This window comes from Saltatorellus ferox (assembly GCA_007751475.1).
Taxonomy (GTDB): domain Bacteria; phylum Planctomycetota; class UBA1135; order UBA1135.
This window is the reverse complement of the sequence record CP036434.1, coordinates 6683947-6706903: the sequence shown is the minus strand read 5'-3', so window position 1 is coordinate 6706903 and position 22957 is coordinate 6683947. Positions and strand designations below refer to the sequence as shown.

At 66.8% G+C, this 22957-nt stretch carries 19 protein-coding genes; 10 read left to right on the top strand and 9 right to left on the bottom strand.

Features of this window, described 5'->3' with window-relative positions:
• Nucleotides 1–4 precede the first annotated feature (4 nt).
• The 5 genes from Poly30_RS24310 to Poly30_RS24290 all read right to left on the bottom strand — a co-directional run bounded on the left by Poly30_RS24310 (nucleotide 5) and on the right by Poly30_RS24290 (nucleotide 5746).
• Nucleotides 5–619, bottom strand: a complete 615-nt coding sequence (locus Poly30_RS24310; RefSeq protein ID WP_419190610.1) for a DUF4240 domain-containing protein — start codon at nucleotides 617–619, stop codon at nucleotides 5–7.
• 77 nt (nucleotides 620–696) lie between these two features.
• Complete coding sequence (locus Poly30_RS24305) at nucleotides 697–1449, bottom strand: tRNA (adenine(22)-N(1))-methyltransferase (protein WP_145203727.1); 753 nt, start codon at nucleotides 1447–1449, stop codon at nucleotides 697–699.
• Between the two features lie 9 nt (nucleotides 1450–1458).
• A complete protein-coding gene (locus tag Poly30_RS24300; RefSeq protein ID WP_145203724.1) occupies nucleotides 1459–2256 on the bottom strand; it encodes a hypothetical protein in 798 nt (265 codons plus the stop codon).
• A gap of 177 nt (nucleotides 2257–2433) precedes the next feature.
• Nucleotides 2434–2739 (bottom strand): hypothetical protein, encoded by a 306-nt coding sequence (locus Poly30_RS24295; RefSeq protein ID WP_145203721.1) that lies wholly within the window; start codon nucleotides 2737–2739, stop codon nucleotides 2434–2436.
• 43 nt (nucleotides 2740–2782) lie between these two features.
• Nucleotides 2783–5746: a S9 family peptidase gene (locus Poly30_RS24290; protein ID WP_145203718.1), complete on the bottom strand. Its 2964-nt coding sequence runs from the start codon at nucleotides 5744–5746 to the stop codon at nucleotides 2783–2785.
• A 250-nt stretch (nucleotides 5747–5996) separates the two neighbouring features.
• On the opposite strand from Poly30_RS24290, the gene Poly30_RS24285 reads away from it, so the two are divergent.
• The 5 genes from Poly30_RS24285 to Poly30_RS24265 all read left to right on the top strand — a co-directional run bounded on the left by Poly30_RS24285 (nucleotide 5997) and on the right by Poly30_RS24265 (nucleotide 11205).
• On the top strand, nucleotides 5997–6953 hold the full coding sequence (locus tag Poly30_RS24285; protein ID WP_419190609.1) for an SGNH/GDSL hydrolase family protein: 957 nt from the start codon (nucleotides 5997–5999) through the stop codon (nucleotides 6951–6953).
• A gap of 30 nt (nucleotides 6954–6983) precedes the next feature.
• Nucleotides 6984–8570, top strand: coding sequence for a PQQ-dependent sugar dehydrogenase (locus Poly30_RS24280; protein WP_145203712.1), 1587 nt, complete (start codon nucleotides 6984–6986; stop codon nucleotides 8568–8570).
• 107 nt (nucleotides 8571–8677) lie between these two features.
• A complete protein-coding gene (locus Poly30_RS24275; protein WP_145203709.1) occupies nucleotides 8678–10030 on the top strand; it encodes a BaiN/RdsA family NAD(P)/FAD-dependent oxidoreductase in 1353 nt (450 codons plus the stop codon).
• Between the two features lie 115 nt (nucleotides 10031–10145).
• Nucleotides 10146–10361: a hypothetical protein gene (locus tag Poly30_RS24270; RefSeq protein WP_145203706.1), complete on the top strand. Its 216-nt coding sequence runs from the start codon at nucleotides 10146–10148 to the stop codon at nucleotides 10359–10361.
• Between the two features lie 79 nt (nucleotides 10362–10440).
• A complete protein-coding gene (locus Poly30_RS24265) occupies nucleotides 10441–11205 on the top strand; it encodes a 2OG-Fe dioxygenase family protein (RefSeq protein WP_145203703.1) in 765 nt (254 codons plus the stop codon).
• Nucleotides 11206–11209: 4 nt separating this feature from the next.
• On the opposite strand, the gene idi is transcribed toward Poly30_RS24265, so the two are convergent.
• Both idi and Poly30_RS24255 read right to left on the bottom strand, forming a co-directional pair.
• A complete protein-coding gene (gene idi, locus Poly30_RS24260) occupies nucleotides 11210–11758 on the bottom strand; it encodes an isopentenyl-diphosphate Delta-isomerase (RefSeq protein WP_419190608.1) in 549 nt (182 codons plus the stop codon).
• A gap of 20 nt (nucleotides 11759–11778) precedes the next feature.
• Complete coding sequence (locus Poly30_RS24255; protein ID WP_145203697.1) at nucleotides 11779–13410, bottom strand: hypothetical protein; 1632 nt, start codon at nucleotides 13408–13410, stop codon at nucleotides 11779–11781.
• 42 nt (nucleotides 13411–13452) lie between these two features.
• Between Poly30_RS24255 and ilvA the strand changes: the two genes are divergently transcribed.
• The 5 genes from ilvA (at nucleotide 13453) to Poly30_RS24230 (ending at nucleotide 20625) form a co-directional block, all read left to right on the top strand.
• Complete coding sequence (ilvA, locus tag Poly30_RS24250) at nucleotides 13453–14697, top strand: threonine ammonia-lyase (protein ID WP_145203695.1); 1245 nt, start codon at nucleotides 13453–13455, stop codon at nucleotides 14695–14697.
• Nucleotides 14694–15578: an aldo/keto reductase gene (locus Poly30_RS24245; RefSeq protein ID WP_145203692.1), complete on the top strand. Its 885-nt coding sequence runs from the start codon at nucleotides 14694–14696 to the stop codon at nucleotides 15576–15578. The genes ilvA and Poly30_RS24245 overlap by 4 nt, the downstream gene beginning before the upstream one ends.
• A gap of 278 nt (nucleotides 15579–15856) precedes the next feature.
• On the top strand, nucleotides 15857–19015 hold the full coding sequence (locus Poly30_RS24240) for a hypothetical protein (protein ID WP_145203689.1): 3159 nt from the start codon (nucleotides 15857–15859) through the stop codon (nucleotides 19013–19015).
• Nucleotides 19016–19244: 229 nt separating this feature from the next.
• Complete coding sequence (locus tag Poly30_RS24235; protein WP_145203685.1) at nucleotides 19245–19475, top strand: hypothetical protein; 231 nt, start codon at nucleotides 19245–19247, stop codon at nucleotides 19473–19475.
• Between the two features lie 733 nt (nucleotides 19476–20208).
• Nucleotides 20209–20625, top strand: a complete 417-nt coding sequence (locus tag Poly30_RS24230) for a hypothetical protein (protein ID WP_145203682.1) — start codon at nucleotides 20209–20211, stop codon at nucleotides 20623–20625.
• 271 nt (nucleotides 20626–20896) lie between these two features.
• Here the strand turns inward: Poly30_RS24230 and Poly30_RS24225 are convergent, their stop codons facing one another.
• The gene (locus Poly30_RS24225) at nucleotides 20897–22255 is read right to left on the bottom strand and encodes a sulfatase-like hydrolase/transferase (protein WP_145203678.1); all 1359 of its coding nucleotides are present in this window, start codon (nucleotides 22253–22255) and stop codon (nucleotides 20897–20899) included.
• A gap of 129 nt (nucleotides 22256–22384) precedes the next feature.
• Nucleotides 22385–22942, bottom strand: a complete 558-nt coding sequence (locus Poly30_RS28895) for a methyl-accepting chemotaxis protein (protein ID WP_419190607.1) — start codon at nucleotides 22940–22942, stop codon at nucleotides 22385–22387.
• Nucleotides 22943–22957: the final 15 nt, after the last annotated feature.

The window sequence follows — 22957 nt, the reverse complement described above, 5'->3', positions numbered from 1 at the left end:
TTGCTCATTCCCCGGTAGCGGCGGCGATCTGATCCTCGATCGCGCGCGAGATCGGCTTGCCCGCCTTCGACTTGTAGACCCGCGGCGCCACGTAGCCGAAGGCTTCCAGCGTCACGATCTCTTTTCCGACCGGCGCCGGAAGCGAAGACGGATCGGCGACGACCCGATCGAAGGTCTCGCGGCCCTCGGAGATCAGCCAGTCGCGGAAGGCCACGAAGTTCGAGTCGGTGCAGTTCTTGATGAAGGCGTCGGCGATCGCGCGCAGCGAGGGCTTGTCGGCTCGCTCCAGCTCCTTCGTGTAGCGTTCGTGGAACGCCGCCACGTCCAGCGGCTCCACGTCGCGCAGGATTCCGTTCAGCTCGGAGGGGCGCTTCAGCATGTCGCCTGACGCCTGACGTTTGGCCTGCTGGACGAGGTCCCAGAAGCGAGCCTCCTCCATCACGGCAGGGCCCTGCTCCAGGATCTCCTCTCGCGCGCGATCGGCGCGGGACTTCTGGATCATCTGCCAGACCACGAAGACCGCGACGATCGCCGCGGCGCCGCCAGCGAGGAGCCAACCGTTGACCTCGACGGTGCCCTCCTGGAGAGCGACTGGAATCAGGCAAGGCAGAGACGTCATGGCGCGCGTGGAGGCAGGGGGAGCAGGGGCGTGTGAGGCTCCCATATTCCGATAATGGCGCGACGGGGCCAACCTGTTCATCGAATCGTTCCGGTGCGTTCTCGCAGCTCGGTGATCGAAGCGAGCCGTTCGCGCCATTCGGCGGCCTCAGCAGGATCCGTCGCCCGTTCCACCAGGTCGCCGAGCCAGCTCGCCTGGCCGTCGAGCCACGCGCTCAAGAGCGCCCCTTCCGCGGAAGAGATGAAAGGGCCCACGAAGCGATCGGTCACGCCGTCCAGCGAGCGAACGCCGGTCCCGTCCTCGAAGACGAGCACCATGAAGAGCCGCTGGCCTTCCGCGACCAGCTGCTCGGCGACGAGGCCGTAGCCGAGGTTCAGCATCTCGGTGCGCACGTCGTGCTCACCGCCCGATGGCTGGAAGACGATCCGGCGCGGACGATGGCCGGAAGCGAGGCCGCGACGGACGATCTCCAGGGCTGTGATGGACCCGGTGCCCGCGAGGATCGCGCAGTCGATCTCGCCCGGCGGCGTACCCTCGAAGCCATCGCCGTGGAGGACGGCGGCGCGGCCCTCCTCGATGCCGCGGGCGAGGGCCTTCCTCGCGCCTTCCAGCGCTGCGTCCGAGGCATCGGTCGCGTAGATGAAACGCACTCGGCCCGCGAGCAGCAAGGCACGACTCAACAGCCCGTGGTCCGCCCCGATGTCGATGGCGACGGAGCCTTCCGGGACGGCGAGCGCGACCGCCGACAGGCGCGGGCCGATGCCGCGCAGGCGTGGGGCGGGATGCGAGGAGAGCGCATCCCGCCAATGCGTGGGGATCTTCCAGCTCAAAAGGGTGGACTACTCGCCCGATTCGTTCGAACAACCATGGAGTTCGAGGAGGACGCCCATCGGCGACGGCGCCTTGTCCTCGCCGCGCTGATTGAAGGTCGCAGCGCCCGCGCGTTCGCCGATGGCGACGATCTGGAGCGAGCGGAACGCCTCGGCTTTCCGGTCCCAGATCGCGCGTCCGAAGAGAGTGGGCGCGTAGCGCTTCTCGCCAGCCTGCATCCGAGCCGCGCCGGTGTACTCCACTTCGATCGTCTCCGGCGTCACGTCGACCGCGCGCATCTGCAAGGTCGCTTCCTGGACGTCCTCCGGCCTCCACGCGGGGTTTTGGCCCCGTACGTTGTCGACGAGGGCCCGGCGCACGATCGCATCGGCGACGGCTGCGGGCACCGCTACCGGGTCCCTGGAGTCGGTGACGAGCAGCGCTGGCTCCTCGATCGTCAGCCAGTTCTGGTTCCAGGCCCACTCGGTGAACGCCATCCAGGAGCGTCCCTTGAGGTCTTTCTTCGTGCGGCGTCGACCCGAGCGATCGCCCTTGCCGCGCGGCAGATCACGGAAGGAGATGCGCAGCGCCAGCGGCGCCGCGTCCACGTCGGGCGGCGCGATGGCCTCACCCGCGGGAACGCTTTCGTTCGCGTACTTCTTCTCTTCCTTGAGCTTCCCCCAGCGCTCCAGCGCACGCTCCAGTCGCTCGACGAGGCGTTCCGCGCTCCCGCTGGCGGCGTGGGCCCCTTCGAGGTACTCGGCGTCGGGACCGATCATGTAGATCCCTTGCTTCGTGCCGGGGTCGTTCCAGTCGCCCGCGGGCATGGACTCGCCGTAGCGCTTGAAGAACAGGTGCGCGGGATCGTCCTTCAGCTGCGAGAGAGACCACTCGCCTTCGGGATAGATGAAGTGGACCTCCTCCGCGACCGTGACGAACTCGGCGCTGAGCTTCTTGATCTTGGGGTCTGACCAGACCAGCTGGCGTCCGCGGACGCCGTTGTTTCATGTGCAGCCGAGGGGATGGCCGTTCATGGTCCAGAGCAGGATGGGTCGGCCGAGCTTCTTGGCTTCCAGGACCGCCGGCCAGAACTGATTGCGCCAGCCGATGGACTCGAACTTGAGTTCCTCGGCGCTCGGTCGGATGAAGTCGGCCCAGGCGCCGACGTTCTTCCGGTCAGGAGTCTGGGACGAGGGCGCGCCGCGCTGGGCCGTCGCCTGGATCGCCGCGGGGGTCGAGCCAGGCGACAGCGCTGTAGTGAGCAGCAGGGGCAGCAGGGCCAGCAGGGGCAGGGTCGCGATGGGGAGCATGTCCCTCAGGATACGCGAGTCTGCTCGCCCGGTGCCGTACCGGCTACTCCTTCTCCTTGCCCTTGTCGCCCTTCTTCTCGAGGGCCTCTTTCTGCTCCAGCCAGGGCATGCCCTCGGAGATCCACTTCGGAGCCTCGGCGCCGTTCAGGTAGGTGTCGAACCACTCGCGCACGCGATGGTGGTAGTCCACCTGGTTCGGCTTCTCCCGCAGCCCGTGGTTCTCGCCCGGGTAGACCAGCATCACGTACGGGCGCTGCGCCAGTCGCGCCGCGTTGTACATCTCGATCCCCTGCTGCCAGTCCACCGCGCCATCGTTGTCTCCGAAGGCCACGAGCAGCGGCGTGTTCAGTTTCTCGATCGAGAAGATGGGGGAGTTCGCGATGTACGTCTGGACGTCGCGCCAGAAAGGGCGGTCCATGCGGCCCTGACTCTCGTGGAAGATCTTGGCGTCGGTCTCGCCGGAGTTCCAGTAGATGCTCATCGACATGCTCATCATGTTCGTGAGCGGTGCACCCGCGATGCCGGCGGCGAACAGGTCGGTCTGGGTCACGATGAACGCGGTTTGATACGCGCCCCACGAGTGACCGAAGAGCCCGACGCGCTTCGGGTCGACCTTGCCGCTCTCCAGCACTTTCTGGACGGCCGGCACGACGCACTCGACCGCCGACAGCCCCGGATTCTGGGCGCGATAGACGATGTCCGGCTGGAACACGAAGTAGCCGTTCTGGGTGAAGACGGCGGTGCTGTACGGATTCGTTTCCGATGGAGAAGCGTACTGGTGCAGCGACTGGCTCCGCAGTTCGTAGATGTAGACGACCATCGGGTACGTCTTCGACGGGTCGTAGCCGGCTGGATAGAAGAGCGCACCCTGGAGCGGCACGCCGTTCGCGTTCTCGTAGTCGACGAGCTCGGAGTGGCCCCAGGCGAACTGGCTGGCGAACGCATTGGTGGCCGAGACCTCCTTGGTGTCGGCCAGCTTGGGTCCTGTGACGACGAGGTCGGGGGAGTCGTCGAAGTCCTCGACCCGATACGCGAAGACGGGCGCGTCTTCGGCCCGCATCAGGCGCGAGACCTGCGCGTCCTTCCAGATCAGCGGCTTCATGGGCGAGCCGCCCTGGATCATTCCGTAGCCGGACTTCTTCGTGAGATCTCCGTAGAGGCTGACGTAGAAGCCTTCGTCCATCTTCACGAACTCGTCGTCGTCGCGATCGGCCGCGACGCGCGCGCGACGCGCCACGATCTGGTTCTCCGCGCCGCTGGTCAGTCGATCGGGCTTGCCACCCTTGAGCGGGAAGGACCAGATGTCGTAGCGGTCGTAGAGGAGCACGCGCTTCCCGTCCTTCGTCCAGCCGCAGACGCCGTAGGGGTCTTTCTCGTCCGTGAGCGACGAGTCTTCCTGGTCGATGAAGTTCGTGTCGACGCCTCCGGTCAGGTTGACGGACTCGCTCGTGTCCAGATCGTGCGACCAGATGTGGCCGTCCCTGACGTACAGGAAGTAGCGGCCTTTCGGGTGGCCGGTCATGGTGAACTTCACGCGCTCCAGCAGGCGCGTGTGGTCGCCTGTTTTCACGTCGACGGAGAAGATGTCCGCCTGGGTCGCGGCGAAGCGCTGCTCTTCTTCGTGGGGAGTCTCGTCGCGTCCGAGGGCCCGGAGGCCGCCTTCGAGGATCTCCACGTCCTCGACGTGCGTGTTCTCGAGCTGGACGAGCCGGTTCTCCTCGATCCACCAGACGGCCATCAAGGTCTCCCGCTCATCGCGGCCCTCCATGAGCTTCTGGCGCGGGATGATGCGAATGTCGCGCGCGTGCCAGACCTCGACGCCTGGCGCGTCCTCCAGGGAGTCTCTCAGCGCCTCGCGCTTCTTGCTCTTCTCCTTCGATTCAGCCTTGGACTCCGTCTCTACTTCTGCAGGCTTCTCCCCGTCCTTCGCAGCCCCCTCCTTCTCGGGGGACTCAGCCTTCTCGGAAGACTCTGCCTCCTTGGCGAGTTCGGCCGGCTTCTCGTCCCACTCCTTCAGGCCGAAGTAGAGCGCCGCGCCGTCGTCGGACCAGCGCAGGCCCGCCAGTTCCGTCACGCGCAGGTCCTCCGGAAATCCCTCGGCGTTGAACTGATAGAACGCGGCGGGCTCGGTGCTCTTCTTCGACACGTCCTTCCAGGCGAGGACGGTGAACGTCGCGTCTTCATCGTCCTCGTAGCTCTTCTTGCGCATCACGGCCAGGTCCGCGCTGTCCTCGCGCCAGCTCATCCCGACGTACTCGGCCTCGGCGGAGTCGAGCGTCCGCAGCACGCCGCTGGCGGCGTGGTAGACGCGCAGTCCATTGCCCTGCTTCTCAGGGGCGTCGACGGTGAGGGCGATCCAGGGCCCCGACTCGCTCCACGCGTCGCTCGTCACGCGGCCGAAGTGAGTGTCCAGGCCCGTGGCCAGGTCACGGATCACGAGGTCGGTTCCGTTCTCATCGCCCTTGGGAGCGTAGCGCCGCATGGCCAGGAACGCGCCGTCGCTCGAGAACTCGAAGCTCCGTACGCCGTCGATCTCGACTTTCTCCCCGCGGACGAGGTCGAAGAGTCCCATCTGGTTCTCCACGGGCTTCTTCGCCTTGCGGAGCTTCTCGGTCTCGTCGTCGGACTTCCCGATCGAGTAAGCGAGCCACTTGCCGTCGTCGGAGAAGGTCGGGTTGCCGCCTTCCTTCAGGACCTCGGTGGAGTCGGCGGCGATGACGCGGAGCCGGAGTTCGGACGTGCCGTCGTTCCGCGCGATCGTGTAGGCGATCCAGCGGCCATCGGGTGAAAAGACGGCGCCGCCGAGGCGCTCCCATTCCTGCCAGTCTTCTTCCTTGGAGGTCTTCGGCTTCGAGACGTCCAGTGAAGCTTCTTCCTTCGACGAGACCGTCTCCTCCGGGGCGACCGGGGCTTCCTCCTGCGTGATCGCGAGGAAGTGCGCGCTGGCTACGGGGACGGCTATCGAGACGGTCGAGAGGACCGTGAACAGTGGAAAGAGGCGAAGCATGGGGTCCAGCGGCTATGGAAAATCGAAGAGGAGGACGATGGGGGATCCAGCGTCACGGACAGCCCAGGCTACCGGTAGCGGCGTGCAGCATGGGGCAGAGCGGTACGCGCTGACGGGGGATTTACCTGTGTCCCGCTCAGTCAACGGCTCCGAAGAGCGTGCAGGGAGTCCCGGAAGGAGAACCAGCGCAGCACCGGCGGTGTCGCTATCCTCGCCCACGATGCTTCGTTCTCGCCGTCGGAAGCCCTGGATGCTCGTCCTCCTCCTCGCCAGCCCGCTTTTCATCGAAGGCGGGCTCCGCGCCGTGATGGTCGTGCGAGGGAGTGAACGCGGAGTCGGGCTCCATCGGGACTACGGATGGCGAGCCTATCCGAACGTGGCCAGGCAAGGCGCGATGTGGGGGCGCGATCGGCCCGCGCGAACGAACGCCGCTGGCTGGCGAGATCGTGAGCGAAGCCCTGTGCGTGAGGAGGGAAGCGTGCGGCTCGCAGCCATCGGCGACTCGTTCACGTTCGGCGTGGGAGCGGATGATGGCGAGCGCTTCACCGAGCTGATCGAGGACGAACTCCCCAAGGTCGACGTGCTCAACTTCGGCATGAACGGGTTCGGAACGGACCAGGAACTCGAGGTGCTTCGGCACGAGGTGTTCGACTACCGGCCGGACGTCGTTCTATGCGTGAGCTACCTGGGAAACGATCTTCTGGACATCCAGCACTCGGTGCGCCATCGCTGGCCCAAGCCGCGCTACGTGCTGGAGGAAGGTGCCCTGCGCTTGATTCCACTTCACGCCGGGCCCCTCGTGCGCCTGCGCTCCGCCACGTACCTGGGTGAGGCCGTGGCCCTCGTCGCACGCAAGCTGGGTCGCGAGGCGAGCCAGGTTCGGGAGGAGTGTCCTGATCCTGTCGCTCTCTACCTGGCGATGGTCGCGGAGATGGAGAGACTCGCGGGGGACCGCCGTGTCGGTTTGGTCGTGGTTCTGGTGCATGAGCCTGATATCGACGCCGAGATCGCGGACGAGGTCCGGGCCGCTCTCGCGAGCGCGGGCACGCAGGTGATCGACCTGCGACCGACGTTCGAAGCGGCGATGGCCGCGGGGGAGGAACTCTTCCATGGGCCGCCGGTGGGGCACTGGAACGCTCTTGGGCACAGGCGAGTGGCGGAAGAGGTCATACGCGGCCTTCGAGCGCTAGGATACCTGACCCGCTAACCCCCATGCAGTGCTTCCCAGCTTACCGCCATGCTCGCATCCTTGGTACTCCTTGCGTCGTTCCCGGCTCCCCAGCAGCCGCTCGTCTTCGAGCGAATCGTCGACCCCTCCGCCGGTCTCGGTCAAGCGCGCATCGTCGGCATCACCGGACGGTCCGATGATGACCGACTGTTCGCCACGGCGATCGACGGTCGTGTTCATATCGTTAGAGATGGCGTGGTCGACCCTGTTCCGTTTCTCGACGTCTCGGGACTGGTGACCGCGACCGGCCTCGCCGGCCTACGCGCGACGGCGTTTCACCCCGACTACGAGCAGAACGGATTCGTGTACCTCTGGTACGACGCGCCTGGAAGCGCGACCGGGCTCGACCTCGTACTGGCGCGGATGACGCGCGACGCCACGGATCCTGACCGGGTCGATCCTGCGTCCCTCGCCGAGATCCTTCGCTTTCCCGAGGACGTTCGCGGTCACGGCGGGGGCACGCTGACGTTCGGCCCGGACGGCATGCTGTGGGTCGGAGCGGGCGATGGTGGGATTCAGCACGACCCCAACTGTCGAGCCCAGGATCCGGCGTCGCTCCTCGGAAAGATCCTGCGCATCGACGTGGATCACGGCGCACCGTATTCGATCCCGGCCGACAATCCCTTCGTGGGCCTTCCCGGTCATGCGCCCGAGGTCGCCCAGCTAGGGTTTCGGCATCCGTGGAAGTGGAGCTTCGACCGGTTGACCGGCGATCTTTGGATCGGTGACGTCGGTCAGGAGGCGCGTGAAGAGGTGAACTTCGCGGCCGGGGGGGAACTCGGGGTCAACTTCGGCTGGCCGGTCATGGAGGGGGAGACGTGTCACGTCGTCGGCGGGTCTGCCGGTGGTAGCTGCGCGCCCGGGACCTCCGCCTGCGGGGACCCGAGCTTCCGCGTGCCCGCCTTCGCCTACGACCACAGCCTGGGCTGCTCGATCACCGGCGGCTACGTCTACCGCGGGTCGGCCATCCCTGAACTCGTGGGGCACTACGTCTCCACGGACTTCTGCACACGCCGAACCTGGACGACGCTGCGAACGGCCAGCGGCTTCGAGACCGTGGAGCGCAGCGTCGAGATTCGACCCGCGACCGCCCAGCCGATCACCGCCTCTTCCTTCGGAGAGGACGGCGACGGGGAGCTTCTCCTGGTCGACCACGGCTCCGGTTCCGTGTTCCGCATGGTGCGCGGCTGCGTGGCGACGACGACCTGTCTCGGAGAGCCGAACTCCCTGGGTCAGGCGGGCACGCTGCGGTTCAACGGCTCCACGGCCTATTCGGAAAACCTCGTTTCGATCAGTCTGGGAACGCTTCCGCCGCAGACGCCCGCGCTGCTCTTCGTGGGTCCGGAGACGGCGGACGTGGCCGTGGGGGGAGGTAGGCTCTGCGTGGGCGGGAGTCTTTTGAGACTGGGCGTTCAGTTCGCCAGCGGGGGCGGCGCGGCCCTGTTTCCGCTCGACCTGACGGCTCCGCCTTTCGCGGTCGGAACGGGATCCGTCGTCGGTCCTGGCAGCACCGTGACTTTCCAGGCCTGGTACCGCGACGGGGGCGCAGGGGGCTCGAACTTCACGAGCGCCACGACGGTGACCTTCTGTCCCTGAGGGCCTGAGCAGGTAGAGCTCAGGCTGGAAGTTCATCCGCGTTGGCGGATGCGCCAGAAACGACCAATGGTGGGCAAAATGGAGTCTTGCTGAGGCTGTGAAGGCCCATGAAGCCTCAGGCATCCGCACCGCGCGGCCCGACAGCCGAATCTGCTATCGTCTTGGGCGAAATGCCCGGCACCCCAGATTCAGCAGCCGACGTCCTGATCATCGGCGGAGGCGCGTCCGGCATGGTCGCGGCCATCCGTGCGGCCCGTCTGGGGCGGCGCACGATCCTGGTGGAGAAGTCGCCGTCGCTCGGCCGAAAGCTGCTCGCGTCGGGAGGTCAGCGCTGCAATCTTTCGAACACGCTCGACACCGATCAGTTCATGGAGCGCGTCGGGCGCGAGGGGCGTTTCATGGGGCCAGCGCTGGCCGAGCTTGGCGGCCCGAAGCTGCGCGAGTTCTTCCACGGCATCGGCGTCCAGACCGTCGTCCTGGATGGATTCCGGGTGTGGCCCGAGACGCGCAAGTCGGCGACCGTTCTCGCGGGCCTCATGGGGGAGCTCGAGCGTCTCGCCGTCGAGGTGGTGACGAACTGTGAGGTCCAGTCGACGGTCCATGAGTCCACGGAGGACGGGGGCCATTTCGTCATCCGCTACCCCTTGGGCGAGTTCCGCGCGCGGCAGCTGGTCATCGCCACCGGCGGGCTCGCGCTGCCCAAGTCGGGCGCCTCGGGCGGTGGCTACGCCTTCGCCGAGAGCTTCGGCCACAAGGTGACCGCGCGTCATCCCGCTGGCGTGCCGGTCGTGACGGCCGAGGACTGGCCGGGTCGCTGCACCGCGCACACGATCGGCAAGGCGCACCTTCAGGTCGACATGAAGAAGCACGCGAAGGTGGCGCGGACCGGCGACCTCATCTTCACCAAGAGCGGGCTGCGTGGTCCGGTCGTGCTGGACATCTCGCGGGAGCTCTCGCCGCTTCTCGAACGCTACGGCGAGGTCCCGATCGTGATGAATCTCTGCGGCGGCAGGACCCAGGAGGACTGGCAGCTGCTCTTCAAGGAGTGGCGGACGGCGCCAGTGCGTCCGGTGATCGAGTGGCTGGAGGAAGAGCTTCCGCTGGAGGTGGCGGAGGTGATCTGCGAGCTGAGCGACGTCGATCCGACCACGCTCCTTCAGAAGCTCCCGGGCGAGGCGAAGGACACCTTGATCCGTACGCTGGTGAAGACGCCCCTCACGATCACGGGCCATACGGGCTACGACGGGGCCTTCGTGACCCGCGGCGGCGCGCGCCTCAAGGACGTGCGCCCGGAGACCCTGGAGAGCAAGCTTCAGCCCGGACTCTACCTCTGCGGCGAGGTCCTGGACCTGGACGGCCCCTGCGGCGGCTTCAACCTTCAGTGGGCGTTCGCGAGCGGGTACCTCGCCGGGAGTGGCCTCGGCCTCGCGGCTGCCTCAGAAGCGTCAAAGAAATCCTGATCAAGACCGTCGCCAATCCCTGCGGGTCGAGATATCTAGATACCGGGAGGCGCACTCACTTCGGGTCTGCCCCCGTAATTTCGATTCTTCGGAGCCTTGACGGTGAGGTGATGCCATGACCCTTTCTTTCTTCGACGAGGACAAGAGGTTCTGCCCCGAGTGCGCCGGCTACGTGCGCTTCCTCCAATCTCCGTCGGCCGCGTACTGCGCGGAGTGCGGAAACGAGGTCATGCTCTTCTCGCCCGCAGAAATGAAGAATCTGCGCAGGGACATCAAGGGCGACTCCGGCGACAGTGAGTACCGCCAGATCCATCGGGAGTCCGCGGGTTGATTCAGCCTGAACGACCCTGGCGCGGGCCATTTGTAGGGGACAGAGCACCGGCGCACCCGGCGTGGGCTATGTTCACGCCATGACCCGCCACCCTCCTGCCATCGAGCCCCTCGAAGACCACTCGCCGGGCGGCGGCCTCCGCGGAACGCTGCGAGAGCTTCAGGACCGAGGATTCGCGTTTCTTTCGCGAGCCGACGCTCTCCAGCAGCTCACGGGGGACTTTCCCGACTGGGAGGCCTTCGCCGCGAGCTGGGACGATCTCGGGATCGACGAGCACATGGCGGATCACGGGCGCTATCGGCGGCGCCGGCACGGCGTCTTCACGGCGGGCCGGGAGGGAGCGCTCACCCGACTCCCGGACGCGCCCCACTTCCAGGACCTCGAGTACAACCGGCTCAACGGCGGGGTCGATCGCAGCTTCCTTCCGGTCGAGGCCAGCGCCGCCGCGACGGAGAGCTTCGGGTGCCTGGCTCGCTACGGCCAGCGGCTTTTCGGGGCACTGGCTCCTGACGTCGGGCATTGGCTCGTCGAGGCGCATCAGTTCCGGATCGAAGCGCGCCCCGGCGAGCACGGCCAGCCTACCCCTGAGGGCGTTCACCGTGACGGCGTCGACTTCGTGCTCGTCGCTCTCGTGCGGCGGGTCAACATCCAGAGCGGGACGACGACGATCCACGATGCCGAGGGCGAGGAGCTCGGTGAATTCACCCTGACCCATCCCCTGGACCTCGCGCTCGTCGACGACACCCGGGTCTGGCACGGCGTGACCGCCGTGGAACCCCTCGACCCCGCGGTCCCGGCCTACCGAGACGTTCTGGTCCTGACCTATCGCCGCCGCGACGTGTGAAGGGTCAGGCGAGCGCCTTCTCCCAGCGCTCCTTGACGGTCGGCCACGCCATCCGGAACCACGGCGTGAAGATCGACTCCTCGCCGATGGCCTCGTCCATCGCCTCGACGTCGAAGAGGCGCAGGTCGGCGATCTCTTCGGGATCGGGATCGATCTCCTCCGGATCGCAGCGTCCGACGAAGACGTGCACGAGTTCGTACTCGGACCCGACGTCGCCGTACCTGGCTCGGTAGGCGTAGCGGTGGATCGGGACCAGCTCGACGTCGAGACCGAGCTCTTCCTTGGTCCGCCGACGCGCTGCTTCCAGTACGTCTTCGCCGTGGCGCGGATGGCTGCAGCAGCTGTTCGACCAGAAGCCGGGCCAGAGCGGCTTGGAACCGTGGCGGCGGTGGATCATGAGTCGGCCCAGCGCATCGAACAGGTACACAGAGAACGCTCTATGCAGGAGACCGTCCCCTTCATGGCAGGCAGCCCGCGTGGCCGTACCCACCACCTCGTCGCCCTCGTTGACGAGGATCAGCTTCTCCGACGCGCGAGGTCCCCAGGGGCTCATCGCCGGGTCCTGGTCGGCGCTCATTGCTTGTCTCCCAGGACGTAAAGGCCCAGCATGTCGTAGGTGTCGGCCGCGCGTAGCTCATACAGGCCACCGTGGGAAGTCAGGTGAGCGGGCTCCACCTCTCTGCGCGGTCCGATCAGGAGCTTCGGCGGCCTACCGTCCTCGATCCGCTGCAGAAGCGGCACGAACTCGGCGGGCAGACCCATATCGAGCACTCGGAAAGCCGGGCCGTAGGTGAATTCGATCGCCACGGGCTCCGTCGGGGCCAATTCTCGGAGCGCCCGTGCGATCGGCTGGAAGGTCCCGAGCGGGTGGACGCCTTCGGGGAGATCGCCGTGTACGCCGCGGACGAAGAGCGGGTGGGTAGGGCCCGCCATGAAGGTCGCATAGGTGCTGACCGCGCACCAGCCGATGGCCCCGATGGCGATGGCGTCGGCCACGGCTCTGCCGCCGCGGCTTCGACCGAGCGCCCAGAGCACGCCCAGCCCCTCCGCAGCGAGCACCACGAGGATCACGAAGACCGGCAGGTAGATCCGCGCCAGCGAGGGATTCTCGAACTTCAGGAAGAGCAGTAGCGTCGGGAGAACCGCCCACAGGACGAGCCAGATGAGCCAGCGCATGTCGCGCGTGAAGGCGCCGACCAGTCCGATCGGCGCGAGGGCGAGCACCGGCCAGCCGCTCTGCGCGAAAATCGCGTTCTTCCACAGGAACTTGGCCGAGAGCGTGCGGATCTCCAGCCAGGTGAACTGATTGGCGTAGGGGGACGTGAACCAGGTGTTCTGCGCGTACTCGCTGTAGAAGAGAAGCACCAGGGTCAGCGCCCCGACCGGCACGCACCCGAGTAGCCCGAAAAGCACGCGCCGCGAGAACCACGGCCAGCGCGCCGTCCCGTTGGGAGCCTTGGCGAACTGCAGGACCACGATGACCGCGAGCACGAGGGTGTAGACCGTGGCCATTTCGTGGAAGCCGTAGGCCACGACCGAGGTCGCCGCGATGCCGAGGGCGCCGCGGACGAGCTTGCCCGTGTCGCGCTCGCCTGCGGTGGTGTGCATCTTCCAGGCGATCGTGATCATCCAGATCAGGAAGAAGGTGCACGCGGCCTGTCCCCACCCCGATCGGGAAACGGCCACGTGCCCCATCTGCACCGCCATGAGCGCGCCCCCGGCCAGGGCGATCAGGGGCTCCTCGGGCGCGATCCGCCGCAGCCAGAGGAAGACGAGCAGCGCGGTCAGCGCCCCGAAGAATGCCTGGTCCAGCCGGAGGGCCGCCACGTGGCCGAAGCCCACGATCCAACCCAGTCGGATGGAGTAGCGCGTGACCAGCTGATGCAGGTAGCTGTGCTGAAAAGTCAGCGGCAACTCGGCGCGCCCGAAGTCTTCGACCAGGATCTTGAACCACTCCTTGTCCTGCTGGAGCCACTGGACCGGATCGATTCCACCCGTGAGCTGTTCGGAGCGCGCCGAGCGCAGGAACCAGCCGTCGTCCGGGGACATGACGCCACCGTCGAGATCCTCGGCCCGCGCGAATAGCGCCACCAGCAGCACGAGGGCCGCCCCGACCCAGGTGATCGGCTTCGCCCAGCGGGATCGAAGACTCGCACCGGATCCGGTGCCAGCGGGGAGAGGTCGCGGTGTGCCTGAGCCGTCCATCCGAGTAGTCTACTCATCTACACCGGCCAGCCGAGGCCACCCATGACGGAACCCATCAATCTCGAGGCGGAAATCGCCTCCGTTCGAGACGCCGCGGAGCGGCTCAAACCCTACATCCGGGAGACGCCGACGGTGTACTCGTACACGTTCAGCGAGATCCTCGGATCCGACGTTCACCTCAAGCTGGAGAACCTCCAGCGCACGGGCTCCTTCAAGGTTCGCGGCGCCCTGAACAAGATCTTGATGTTGTCGGACGAGGAGCGCGGGCGCGGCCTCGTCGCCGCGTCGGCCGGCAACCACGCCCAGGGCGTGGCGCTCGCCGCCCAGCTCGCGGGCTGCGGCGCGAAGATCGTCATGCCCGAGAGCACGGCGATCACCAAGGTCGAGCGGACGCGCGGCTACGGCGCCGAGGTCGTGCTCTACGGCGCGAACTACGACGAGGCCGCGGCGCACGCGGTCGAACTCTGCGAGATCGAAGGCCGCACCGCCATCCACCCGTTCGACGACTGGGCGATCATCCACGGCCAGGGAACGGTCGGACTGGAGATCGCTCGCCAGGTCCCCGACGTCGAGGCCGTGATCCTGCCCATCGGGGGCGGTGGGCTGATCGCGGGCGTCGCGCTGGCGATGAAGGCGCTGCGGCCCGAGGTCAAGATCATCGGGGTCCAGGCGGAAGGCGCCTCGCCCATGGTGCAGTCGATCAAGGAAGGCGAGGAGCGCATCGTCGAGAACCCGAAGACGCTCGCCGAGGGCATTCGGGTGGGCAAGGTCGGCAAGCGAACCTTCGAGGTCGTGCGCGCGCTCGTCGATCGAACGCTGACCGTCACGGAGTCCGAGATCGCGTCGGCCGTGGTCGAGCTCCTCGAGAAGAACAAGGTCGTCGCGGAGGCGGCGGCGGTGACGCCCGTCGCGGCGATGCTCGCCGGGAAGGTCCGCGGCGGCTCCACGCTGGTCGGCGTGATCTCCGGCGGCAACATCGATCTGTCGATGCTGGGCCGGCTCATCGAGAGCGGCCTTTCGCTGCGCGGGACGCTCTACCGGCTCAAGCTGCGCGTGGCCGACGAACCGGGCACGCTCCGGCGGCTCCTCGAAGCGGTCGAGTCCGAGCGCGGCAACATCCTCGACGTGCGCCACGATCGCGAGGGCTGGAAGGTGCCCGTCGGCTCGGTCGACGTGGACCTCGTCGTCGAGTTGCGCAACGCAGACGCCGGGCCGCGCATCGACGCGCGACTGCGGGAAGAGGGTTTCGAGGTGATGGAGCGCCAGCGGCGCAGGCTGATGAATTGACGGATCGCACGACTTTCTCTCCCGTGGCGGCTGGACTCTGGCGCCTGCCGAAGTGGGGTCTCACGGCCCCGGAGCTCGCGCGCTGGACGGCCGAGGTCGCGGACCTCGGCGTCACGACGATCGACCTCGCGGACATCTACGGCGGCTACACGGTCGAGGAGAGCTTCGGCGACGCGCTGCGCGAGGCGCCGGGCCTGCGGGAGCGGCTTCTGCTCGTCACCAAGTGCGACATCAAGCTGGTGAACGAGCGGCGACCGGCTCACAGGCGGCACGTGTACGACACGAGCGCCGAGCACATCATCGCCTCGGCCGAGAACAGCCTGAAGGTGCTCGGGACCGATCGCCTCGACGTCTTGTTGCTGCATCGCCAGGATCCGCTCATGGATCCCGACGAGGTGGCGACCGCGTTTGCGTCTCTCCGCGACCAGGGCAAGGTGCTCGCGTTCGGTGTATCGAACTTCACGCCGTCGCATCTCTCGATGCTCCAGAGCCGCCTGCCTGAGCCGCTCGTCACGAACCAGATCGAAGCTTCGGCGCTCCGACTCGAACCGTTCGAGGACGGCACGCTGGATCAGGCGCTGGAGCGTCGGATGGCGCCGATGGCGTGGTCGCCGCTCGGTGGGGGACGCCTCTTCGGACATTCGGGTGAGCGCGAAGGCCGCGTTCGAGCTGCGCTGGAGAAAGTCGGCGAAGAGATCGGTCTCGGCGTCGCGGGCGCGGCGTTCGCGTTCCTGGCGCGGCACCCGTCGGGGATCGTTCCCGTGACGGGGACCCAGGTCGTGGAGCGCGTTGCCGAGGCGCATCGGGCAATGGCCGTGGGGCTCTCGCGCGAGCAGTTCTTCGGGATCTGGACGGCCTCGAAGGGGTCGGGTCTCCCCTGAGCGGGGCACGCGTGGGTGCGATGCGCTCCGCTGGATCGGGGGCTCCGAAGTTGCGAAAGCGCACATGGAAGAGGCGCCGCCTGGGTTCAGAGGCTCTGAGGCGAGGTTCTGGGTGGCGCAAGGTTTGCTGTCCCCTGAAGGTAGAGTCGATTTCCAACGCCCTACTCACTTCCCAACCATTTGCCACACTTGCCATGCGCAGACCCAAATCCCGCCCAGCCCCGTTTCCATCCGCTCGGAGTTGCCAGCTCCTCACCGCCGCTCTGGCCGCCACTCTGGTGGGCTGCTCTGATTCCGGCTCTGGATCGATCGAAGAGCCTCACCTTTCCGCCAGCCGCGGAGCTGGGACGGGCGTTTCTCTCGCTGCCGACGCGTCGGCCATCGACCGTTTCTTCCTGCAGGATTCCCATCAGGGCGGGCGCGCTACTTCGTTCCAGCTCAAGTCCGTCGCCTACGGGCGGATCGTCGAGCTATGGGGCAAGAACGCACGCGGGCTCGACGTTCGCGTCGCCCGCGACTTCGTGATCGGCACGCGCTACGAAGGCGACGGCCGGGCGGTTCGACTCGTCTCCCAGCCCGTGCTTGGAACCGATCGGCTCATGATCGACGAGGTCGTGGACGCCGGTTGGCCGGGCAGAGCGCGTTTCCTCGAGCTGGCCGAGGCCGCGGCGGCCTCCGTCGCGCCCCTCTCGGATGCGGGGGCCAGCGGCGCGGGTACGCTCACGGAGGTTCCCCGGAACGCGGCGTTCGTCCTGCGCTTCAACGACCTCGTGGACCCAGGGTCCGTCAGCGCGCTCGGCGCGATGCTTCGGGTCGGCACGCCCGCACTCGCCCCGTTCGAAGCGCGCATCGCAAGCCATGAACTCTTCGGCGGGATCGACGCGGCGACGGGCCAGTTCCGCTCGACCCGGATCGTGGTCGACTTCACGGTCAGCGCGGCCGAGTCCGAGCGCATGGCGTTCAGCGTCCCGGCGAACCCGGTGGGTCTCCCGCCCGCCGGACGCGCGGGTGTTCCCCACGCCGAACTGCGCCTTCCGACGGTCGGGCTGACCGGCCTTTCGAGCCCGCTTCGAAGCTCGGGCGGCGCGCCGCTCGGCGCGGGTGCGGGCAGCATCGACTTCAGCTCCGCCAGCGTCGACCTCGTGCGCCCCTTCAGCATCGCCCCGGCCGGCGGCGCCTACAGCGGCTTCATGATGGACCAGGTGGCGCCGCGGCTGGTCGCCGAGTCGGACGTCGAGCTGGCGGCCGCGCCGGAACAGCTCGGGATGCCCGATCTCTTCCGCCTGCCGCGCATACAGTTCCCGAGCCCGGGCTGCGCGGGCCCCGCGCAGCCCGGGGACATCCTCATCCAGCTCGGCGTCGTCGCCGAGGTCGTGGCGGACTCCGGTCCCGCAACGGCCGCGGGTCTGAACAACGTGATGGTTCGCCTGCTCGACTTCCCGGCCACCTGGACCGGGCCCGAGCAGTGGGAAACGGACGGACTCGGGGCCGCGTTCTACCAGGCGCCCTATGACGTCAGCATGGACGACGTGCGCGTCGCGTGCCTCGTGCAGGTCACGCCGGATCCGCTCGGGAGCCCCTCCGCGCCGACGCGCGGCGTCGACCCTGCAGCGTCCTTCCAGCTTCGTTTCAACGAGCCGATCGCCGATTCGGGCGAAGAGGAGCTGGAGTCCGTGCTCATCACCCGGACCCGTATCCAGCCGGAGGGCGCCTTCGACGCGCGGGACGCCGTCGTCGCGTCGGGCATGTCGTTCGGGCTCAGCCCGTACAGCGGCGGGTACATCGTGCGTCCGGAAGTGCCGCTCGCCCACGCGGCAGGGGCGTCCGAGGTCTACTACCTCACGCCGCGGCTCGGGCCCCATGCGGTCCGGGACCTCGCGGGCAATCCGCTCCTGGAGTCGCCGGGGTCGATCGCGATGTCCATCGATCCGACGGCGGATCCAGTCCGCTCCGGCGGCGTGCTGCTGGGATTCGAGGGCCCGCGCGAACTCGGCAACGCTGGACCGGACCTCGGCGGGCAGTTCCAGGCGGCCTTCGGGGACAGCGCGGTTCGCCCTCGGCCGGTGATTCGATTCCAGGGGAACGTCGACAACTCGAACCCTGTTCTCGCCCAGCAGACGCGCTTCCCCCTGGGCGTGCAGACTCCGTTCAATCCGCTGGGTGCCCGGATGCAAACGCTCTGGCGCTACTGCGACATGGGTTTCGGACTGACCGACCCGAACACGATCAACATCGACGTCGAAGGGCTCTACTGGGCACCGACTGGCGGGGCCGTGGTGCCGGACCAGTTCTCCGGCTTCGAGATCAAGCTGGCTCACTCTCGATTCGCTCCCGATGAGTACATCGATCCAACGAGTCTCTTTCCGCAGTTCCAGAACTCTGGATTGAGGCCAGTCTACGAGACGAACTCGCTTCTCTCGGCGGCTCCGTCGGTCGTGCATCCGCGTCAACTGGGCTACCTCATCTCGCCGGCGGACGTACAGACGACGCCGACCGGTCAGGCTCTGGTTCCCTTCCCCATGAACCGAGTCGCGAACGAGCCGAAGCGCACCTACACCTGGCGGGACTCGTCCTTGCGTGAGCGAGCCGGGCCGCAGAATGCAGGCGTCGAGCCCTGGTCTCTCTTCGTCGCGACCGGGCTGCCGATTCCACCGAGCGCTTACTTCCGGACAGGTGAGGTGAGGACCATCGGGCTTCCGTTGCTCCTGGACTTCGCGACCTTCGCCGACTTCGCGGCGAACGGGCAGAATGGCTGGGACATCAACCTGGCGGTGAACAGCTCCTCCAGACCCTACTTCCGCGCTTTCTCCGCAGGGGGGGTCGACACGTCCGGGAACTCCGTCGTCGTGGATCCCTCCATGGAGACCAGCGCGAATGGCGGCTTCAGTCCATTTTCGAACCCGCCCGGGGCGCCGACCTTTGGCCGTGACAACGCCTACATGCTGGGTGCGGCCGATTTCGTGGTGCGCAAGAGTCTTGCCCATACGGTCTGGATCGATGCGGGCTCCGTCTCGTTGAATCGCCAGTTCGTTCAGCCGATCGCATCGGGGGTCGCTGGCCAGTCACCCGGGGTTAGCGTGACCGTGGACGTCCGTGGCGCGTCCGAGATTGCGTACAGCAATTCCGGGCTCATCGATGACAACGACGGCGACGAGAACGGCATCGCCGACATGCTGGAGGACGCGTCGCAGATCGATCTCTACGGCGACTACTATAACGAGCGGGACCAGTCCGTCCTGACCCACTGGGAGCGGGACGAGAACCCCGGCATCACGTTCCGTTCGCTGTCGACGACGATCGAGAGCGACGAATGGCGAGGCAACGTGAACTCGATCGAGGGCGCTCGCTACGTGCAGCTGCGTCTGACGCTGGAGTCCGACATCGAAACCGGCGCGGTGCCCGCAGTCGGCGCGCTCGGAATCGCCTGGACCGAGTGATCCAGGCCAGGGTGTGAGCTTCGAACGGAAGAGGCCGCGGCGAGTACGCGGCAGTGCCTGTCAGCCCGGTCCAAAGAGCTGAGTACCACCGGTTCGCTTCACCACGACTTTCAGCCAGCACCCTCCCCGAGAGTGCTGGCTGATCTCATTTCACCGAGCGCGATGGCCCGCGCAGGCGTGGCTTGAACCCCACCTGAAGAGCCGCCGCCTGAACGGGAAGATGACCCGGATGAATCACGTCCGCCGTCCACGATCCGAGTACGAGGCCCTGATCGCGTGGAAGCGCGCCGAGGGGATGACCTGCAAGCAGCGCGCCCAGACTGTCGCCGAGCAAGCGGCCTGGGAGGCTACCGTTTCGCCGCTGCCCGACAGGCCGATCCTCGCTCGCGCCACGGCGATCTCGGTCCTGGACCCGGGCGTGAGCCAGCGCGCGCCCCTCGCAGCGCGCGGGAATCATTGAAGCATGACGGCTGGGGCCTCGCCGGCGCCATCAACGGCCAGCCCGGTTGCGGCTGGGCGATCATGCCGAGGTTCGGCGAGCGCTACGGGGTGGTCGCCGAGACCACCGGGGCCATATCCTTCCCTGGCGGGACGCTCCTGGTGGCCTCGCTCGATCAGCAGCATCGTTCGCAGTACGTGTTCAGAGGCCTGCGATTCTCGACGACGAGCAGCCCGCGCCCGATCCGTCACGGAGTTCTTTCGGAGATCGCCATGACCGCGTTCGCGCTGCCGAAGTGCGAGCTTCCTGTTCAATCGCTGACCTGCGAAAGAGTCATCGGCCATACGGATGCCCGAGGAGGGCGGATCCAGACGGGACCGCCACGGAAACGTGGCGGATCTGGGTCGGGTTCGGTACCGCCACGGTCTTCGTTGCAGATCTTCCACTGGGAGAGTGGACCCTCGACAGCGGTCCGCTATTCAAGGTGACGAAGAAGCCCAAGCCATTCAGGGCGACATCGGAAGGAGCAACGCTGGACCTATCCGCAACCGCCACGATCAGCGACGTCCAGTAGCCTCCTGATACCCGACTCCTCCTTGATTCAGGAGCCCGTCCAGATCGCGGTGCATCCGGCGCTTGCAGGGCCAACCATCGAACAGATAGTGGGTCGCACGCGCACGGATGGGCTTCCCCCCCCACCATGGGTATCGTCCACGCGTTCCACTGGAATCCGTACATGGTGACGACGAAGTAGATGCAGGCCGACGCGTCCCTCGTGATCGAGGGTCTCCCCCCAGGTCCGATTCGCATCGTCGCCGAAGAACGCTGGTCCGGGGGCAAGACCGCCGAGCGCATGGCCACGGCGCAGGCCTACCTGGAGGCAGGCGAAGCCCGGACCCTCGACCTGGAAATACACGAGCCGGCCTTGGCGAAGGTGCGCGTCCTGAAGCGGCCCCAGGGAGAACTCATCCCCGTCGACAACGTGACGATTGAGGTGCGCGCGATCGACAACCCACTCGATCGAGTCGCCGGGTACGAGCTGGATCCGGAGGGCCGAGCCGAGGTCCCCCTGGAGACGGTCCGCCAGACGGATAGGAACTCCAAGTGGGGTGTCGACGCGCTCCGTACCGTAGCCTGGCGCCCAATCTTTCGCCATCCCCTTCCTCAGTGACCACGCGGCATCGCCTCAGCGCCTATCGGCCCGGTACAACGAGCTGCGAGGGTACCGAACCCGAGCCTGATCCGCCTCATTCCCGCGGGTGACGAAACGTGGCGGATTTGGGTCGGGTTCGGTACCGCCAAAACGTGGCGGATTTGGGTCGGGTTCGGTACCGCCAGGTTCGGTACCGCCAGATTTGGGTCGGTTTCGGTACCGCCAGGTTCGGTACCGCCACGCGTGTGAGCGGTGAACGAAAGGGGCCGCGGCGAGCAAGCGGCGGCCTCTATCGATACATGGCTCCATCGAGTTCGCGATAGACCGAGCGGAGCGACGCCGGAACTCCATTCTGGATCAGGTTCTCTTCCTCCAGGGGATCCGCGATCAGGTCATAGAGTTCATCGACCTCGGGGTTCACGCTCGAGTCCCGGATCAGCTTGTGACGCGCGTTGCGCACGGCTCGTACGTGTTGAACGTAGGTTTGGCCCAAGTAGCTTCGGAACTGCTCCGCCCAGACGAATTGCCGAATGGACGTGGTTTGACCCTGGAGGTAGGGCACGAGCGAGACGCTGTCCTGGGCTTGACTCGTGTGGCCAGTGATCTCGAGCACCGTCGCATAGAGGTCCGTCGTGTTCACCAGTACGTCGGTCGATCCCCGGTGGGTCACCACCGTGGGGGAATCTCCGAACTCGGCGATGATCAGTGGTACCGCAATGCCACCCTGGTAGAGCGTTCGTTTGGCCTTTCGACCGCTGTAGATGCCGTCCACGGCGACGCCGGTGTTCCCGTTGTCCCCGACGAAGATGAAGATCGCCTGGGGGTAGGCCGCGATCAAGCGGCCGATCTCCGTGTCCATGGCCTCGATCATCGCCCTCTGGAAGATGGGGGCGTTCGCCGAGTTCTCAGGATCCAGACCCGTCAGGTCAAAGTGGTGGAGTCGGTCTGGGGGCGCTTCGAAAGGCGTGTGAGGCGCATGGTAAGCCACGTAGATGAACCGAGGCCCGGCGTGACTCGACGGGATCTGGATGGCGGCATCCGTGGTGAGCGTCGTGACGTAGTCGTACGAGACTCGCGGGACGAGATCGTCGTACCAGACTTGGCGGTAGTACGACTCGGCGTTGAGGTTGAAGTGGGTTCCGGAGAAGCGGAGGAAGCCGTTCTCGAGCGGGTGACCTGGCAGATCAACGGGCTTCGCAAGGTGCCACTTGCCGAAGGCGAACGAGGCGTGGGTGCTCGCGATCGCTTCTGGGATGAGCGTCTCCTGGCTGTCGAGCGTTTGAGTGGCGTTCCCCTCGCCCACGTACCAGCCGATCCTGGTGCGGAAACTGTACCGGCCCGTCAAGATCGTGGCGCGGGTCGGGCTGCAGAGTGGATTGCTCCAGGCCTCGTTGAAGCGCAATCCACTGGCGGCGAGCCGGTCGATGTTCGGGGTTCGTCCAGGCGCCGGATGCGCACGATAGGCACCGACCCGATCCAGCCCGATGTCGTCCGCGACGATCAGTACGACGTCCCTGCCGCTCCCTCCGTGCTCCTTGGAGCCGGGGGGGCTCACCGCGGGTGACGCCCATGTTCCTGGGGCCGCAGTGCAGAGAAGGAGGAGCGCGAGTCTGGGCGCCTGGGAGCGACGGTTCCGGGCGAGCTTCATGCTCGGAGGACGGAAGGCGTTCACCCACGGGCCACGGAACTTCTCTTTCTGCTGAACGGCCCCCTTCTGGAAGAAAACCTGGCCCCCACCGGAGGGCGGAGCTGGGCGCGCCCTGGCCTACACGGGGAACTACGCCGCTGCCTCTTCTTCGTCCCTGGGCGCTTCCGTGGACGAGTCCGCGATCGAATCAGCGGTTGAATTCGAGCCAGCGGACAGAAGCGTCGGTGCGTCCTCCAGGTTCCACTTTTCGGTCGTCTCCTCTCCGTCGCGCTTGGCGGGTGCCAGGCGCTCGATCGCCGCGTTCAGCGCGTCGCAAAGCTCATGGAGTTCGTCGTGCTTGCGAATCTTGCAGGGCGTCGCAGGCTGGCCCTCCGCGATGGCCTTGCAGTGCTCGGTCATGCGGTAGGCGGGGCCCGCCACGCGGTGGGTGAGCACGATGCCGATGCAGGTCATCAACGGAATCATCGCGCCGAGCGTCCAGGCGACGTTCTCGAGCATCATCCCTCTTGCCTGCTGGAGGATGAGGTCGCCGCCGCTCGGAGCGGACCGCGCGATGTTCAAGAGCCCGTTGTTCACCAGGATCACCTGGAACAGCGCGCACGTGCAGCCGATGGCGGTGAAGATGCTGATCATCTTCAGCTGAAGCGACTTGTTGATCAGCTTCTTCTTGCGCTTGAAATTTTGCATGGGGATAGATGGGTC

Excerpts from the sequence above, each read along its gene's own strand:
- Poly30_RS24280 (WP_145203712.1), top strand. The coding sequence starts at position 6,984 with ATGCTCGCATCCTTGGTACTCCTTGCGTCGTTCCCGGCTCCCCAGCAG.
- Poly30_RS24295 (WP_145203721.1), bottom strand. The coding sequence starts at position 2,739 with ATGCTCCCCATCGCGACCCTGCCCCTGCTGGCCCTGCTGCCCCTGCTG.
- Poly30_RS24230 (WP_145203682.1), top strand. The coding sequence starts at position 20,209 with ATGCAGGCCGACGCGTCCCTCGTGATCGAGGGTCTCCCCCCAGGTCCG.
- Poly30_RS24285 (WP_419190609.1), top strand. The coding sequence starts at position 5,997 with ATGCTCGTCCTCCTCCTCGCCAGCCCGCTTTTCATCGAAGGCGGGCTC.
- ilvA (WP_145203695.1), top strand. The coding sequence starts at position 13,453 with ATGACGGAACCCATCAATCTCGAGGCGGAAATCGCCTCCGTTCGAGAC.
- Poly30_RS24275 (WP_145203709.1), top strand. The coding sequence starts at position 8,678 with ATGAAGCCTCAGGCATCCGCACCGCGCGGCCCGACAGCCGAATCTGCT.
- Poly30_RS24225 (WP_145203678.1), bottom strand. The coding sequence starts at position 22,255 with ATGAAGCTCGCCCGGAACCGTCGCTCCCAGGCGCCCAGACTCGCGCTC.
- Poly30_RS24300 (WP_145203724.1), bottom strand. The coding sequence starts at position 2,256 with ATGCCCGCGGGCGACTGGAACGACCCCGGCACGAAGCAAGGGATCTAC.
- Poly30_RS24265 (WP_145203703.1), top strand. The coding sequence starts at position 10,441 with ATGACCCGCCACCCTCCTGCCATCGAGCCCCTCGAAGACCACTCGCCG.
- Poly30_RS24290 (WP_145203718.1), bottom strand. The coding sequence starts at position 5,746 with ATGCTTCGCCTCTTTCCACTGTTCACGGTCCTCTCGACCGTCTCGATA.
- Poly30_RS24270 (WP_145203706.1), top strand. The coding sequence starts at position 10,146 with ATGACCCTTTCTTTCTTCGACGAGGACAAGAGGTTCTGCCCCGAGTGC.
- Poly30_RS28895 (WP_419190607.1), bottom strand. The coding sequence starts at position 22,942 with ATGCAAAATTTCAAGCGCAAGAAGAAGCTGATCAACAAGTCGCTTCAG.
- Poly30_RS24255 (WP_145203697.1), bottom strand. The coding sequence starts at position 13,410 with ATGGACGGCTCAGGCACACCGCGACCTCTCCCCGCTGGCACCGGATCC.
- Poly30_RS24310 (WP_419190610.1), bottom strand. The coding sequence starts at position 619 with ATGACGTCTCTGCCTTGCCTGATTCCAGTCGCTCTCCAGGAGGGCACC.
- Poly30_RS24235 (WP_145203685.1), top strand. The coding sequence starts at position 19,245 with ATGAATCACGTCCGCCGTCCACGATCCGAGTACGAGGCCCTGATCGCG.
- idi (WP_419190608.1), bottom strand. The coding sequence starts at position 11,758 with ATGAGCCCCTGGGGACCTCGCGCGTCGGAGAAGCTGATCCTCGTCAAC.